This is a genomic window from uncultured Gimesia sp., assembly GCF_937919775.1.
In the GTDB taxonomy this organism is placed as follows: Bacteria; Planctomycetota; Planctomycetia; order Planctomycetales; family Planctomycetaceae; genus Gimesia.
This window is the reverse complement of sequence record NZ_CALFPF010000673.1, coordinates 1-2,486: the sequence shown is the minus strand read 5'-3', so window position 1 is coordinate 2,486 and position 2,486 is coordinate 1. Positions and strand designations below refer to the sequence as shown.

Genomic DNA, 2,486 nt, shown 5'->3' with positions numbered 1-2,486 from the left:
CGTACTGACTAAGGAAGGTCGTGAAAAGATCATTCGTTATTTGAAAAACATCACGCATTTGCTGGTAAAATCTCAATCGGATGAGGGTTTTTGGGATAAAAACTGGGATGGTCACGAACTGGATTTGTCATCGGAGAAAGCATTTACGCCCCGTGCTCGGAGAATATTAGCAACGGGGCATGCCATGGAATGGTGGGCATTAGCCCCACAAGAGGTTCTGCCCCCCGCAGAAACGCTCCAGAAAGCGGGCCACTGGCTCGTCAACAGCATTCAGGAAATGCCTGAATCCGAAATTAAAAACAGTTATACATTTCTGTCGCATGCCGGCCGTGCTCTGGCCCTGTGGAGAGGAAAATTTCCCTCACAGGTCGACTTATCTCATCAGGGAAAGTGAAATTTCCGGAGTAAGCTGAGCGGATTTATCCAGAGTCGGAATTTGTAAATCAGAATACCAACCCGCTTCAGCCACCTGCTGATCACCGCGTACTCAAATTCTGCCACGATGTGCACCGAAGGTTACACTTGGTTTCGATGTGTTAACTGTTGGATACGCCGCCTGGTGTTGCGCGACTTCCCAAATGACAGAGAGCTGATTTTTACTTGAAAAGTGCTTATTAACCGATTGTTACTGATTTTAAGGACTGTGGCGCTAAAAAAAGTTAATGGAGATCGGCATGAAATGCAATGTGAAGTGAAAATACGAAAAATATGCATTGTGGGTCAAAATGGCACATCGTCTGCTGTTAAAACGAAACGTCTGCGTAGGGCGTATGCGGACAGGCTAATTTGAAATTTACGCGGATGTTAAAAACTACATGTTTATGTGGTGCGTCCAGTAAGAATTAACCATCTGATTAAAGTGAGGAGTACGAATGAAGATGTTTCAGCAGTTGTGGAGCGATGAAAATGGTTTCGTCGTTTCAGCAGAACTTGTGCTGATCGCTACTGTGTTGGTTCTCGGTATGATTGTCGGGTTGACCACACTTCGTGATCAGGTAATCGCAGAATTGGCAGACGTTGCCGCTGCATTCTCTAACAGCAACCAGAGCTATTCTTTCTCTGGAATCACAGGGCACTCATCAAGCACAGCAGGGTCTATCTTTGATGACAATACCGACTTCTGTGACGTTGATGCTGACCCAGTTGGTTCAGACAACCATTGCATTTCAATCGTTGTTGCCGAAACTGAAGCTCCCTAGGTTTCAGAGTGTGTTTTGGGGATGAATTCGCAGGCTGTTTAAGAAAAAACAGTGATTTTCAACAGGATCATCCCTCAGAGATGTTTGTTTATTTTTTGTATCAAAATGTTCAATGGGCTGTATCAATCAGCTCACATAATTTAATAAGGAGTTAGGATGAACATGCTTTCTAAGTTCTGGAATGATGAGGCAGGTTTTGTTGTCTCGTCAGATCTCGTGTTGATCGGCACAATCCTCGTATTGGGTGTTGTTGTCGGATTGGCCACCGTTCGTGATCAGGTTGTTCAGGAACTGGGTGACCTTGCTTTAGCAATTTCAAACATTAACCAGAGTTACAGCTTTTCAGGTGTTACCGGACACACATCCAGCGTAGCTGGGTCGATCTTCGATGACCAACTCGATTTCTGTGATTCTAACACAGACGTTGCTGCCACTGAGCCTGCCTGTATCAGCGTGCAGATTACAGCCTCAAACGAATAATTTTTCGTTTGCGATTTATGTCTAAAGATCTGTTCCCGAGGACGCCCACTCGGGAACAGACTCTCTTAGTATTTTTTTGTTGAGTCGGACATTTTTTGGCATGTAAGATGCCTGTCATTAAAATGTTCGAGATTTTTCATGTCATTGATAGCTCTGGTCAGGATAAGCAGGAATGGGAATTGCTCGTGAATTTTGGAGTGATGAGAGGGGGAGTGTCTCTCCCTTTGCAACTGTTCTGATGGTCACAATACTTGTGATTGGTATTATCCCGGGCGTTGCGACACTCAGAGATCACATTGTGCAGAAATTTGGTGATATGGCAGTCGCTCTGGAGAGTCTTGACCAGTCATATAGTTTTACGGTGAATGGTGTGACCAGTGAGTATGATGATTCAGATACAGGGACTTTAACAGACCCTGTTGGCGGTGCACCCGCTGATCTGGATTTAACGATACCTGCATCAGGTGAGTAAAGTCGTTTTAATGATGTTGTTGTTACAACCATTTGTTATTGAATGTAAGTCACCGGTGTTTTGAATAAAACAAGGTGAATTGAATTTTTTATATTCGAAGATTTCAGGGAAGTTAACGTGGCAAAAATCAGTCCAGGAACAATGACGGCAGCGATTTTCGCAATTTTACTTGGCTTAGGCGCAGCATATACGGTACGGCAATTTATGCATAAACAGCCTGGACCGGCGCTGTTAGCAGAAGATCCCGTACAGATCAGGCAGGCATCGATTCCGATTGCCTCAAGAGATCTTCTACCAGGGCAGACACTGTCCCTGGATGATATCTCAATTTATAA

Annotated in this window: 4 protein-coding genes and 1 pseudogene; all 5 read left to right on the top strand. The window is 44.4% G+C overall.

Features of this window, described 5'->3' with window-relative positions:
* Nucleotides 1-394: pseudogene (locus Q0294_RS19120) on the top strand (hypothetical protein); the annotation flags it as partial.
* A gap of 478 nt (nt 395-872) precedes the next feature.
* Nucleotides 873-1,199, top strand: a complete 327-nt coding sequence (locus Q0294_RS19115) for a hypothetical protein (RefSeq protein ID WP_299468645.1) — start codon at nt 873-875, stop codon at nt 1,197-1,199.
* 156 nt (nt 1,200-1,355) lie between these two features.
* Nucleotides 1,356-1,679, top strand: coding sequence for a hypothetical protein (locus Q0294_RS19110; RefSeq protein ID WP_299468643.1), 324 nt, complete (start codon nt 1,356-1,358; stop codon nt 1,677-1,679).
* Nucleotides 1,680-1,851: 172 nt separating this feature from the next.
* The gene (locus tag Q0294_RS19105) at nt 1,852-2,151 is read left to right on the top strand and encodes a hypothetical protein (protein ID WP_299468641.1); all 300 of its coding nucleotides are present in this window, start codon (nt 1,852-1,854) and stop codon (nt 2,149-2,151) included.
* A gap of 117 nt (nt 2,152-2,268) precedes the next feature.
* The coding region (locus Q0294_RS19100; RefSeq protein ID WP_299468639.1) for a hypothetical protein at nt 2,269-2,486 on the top strand (218 nt) is incomplete at its 3' end.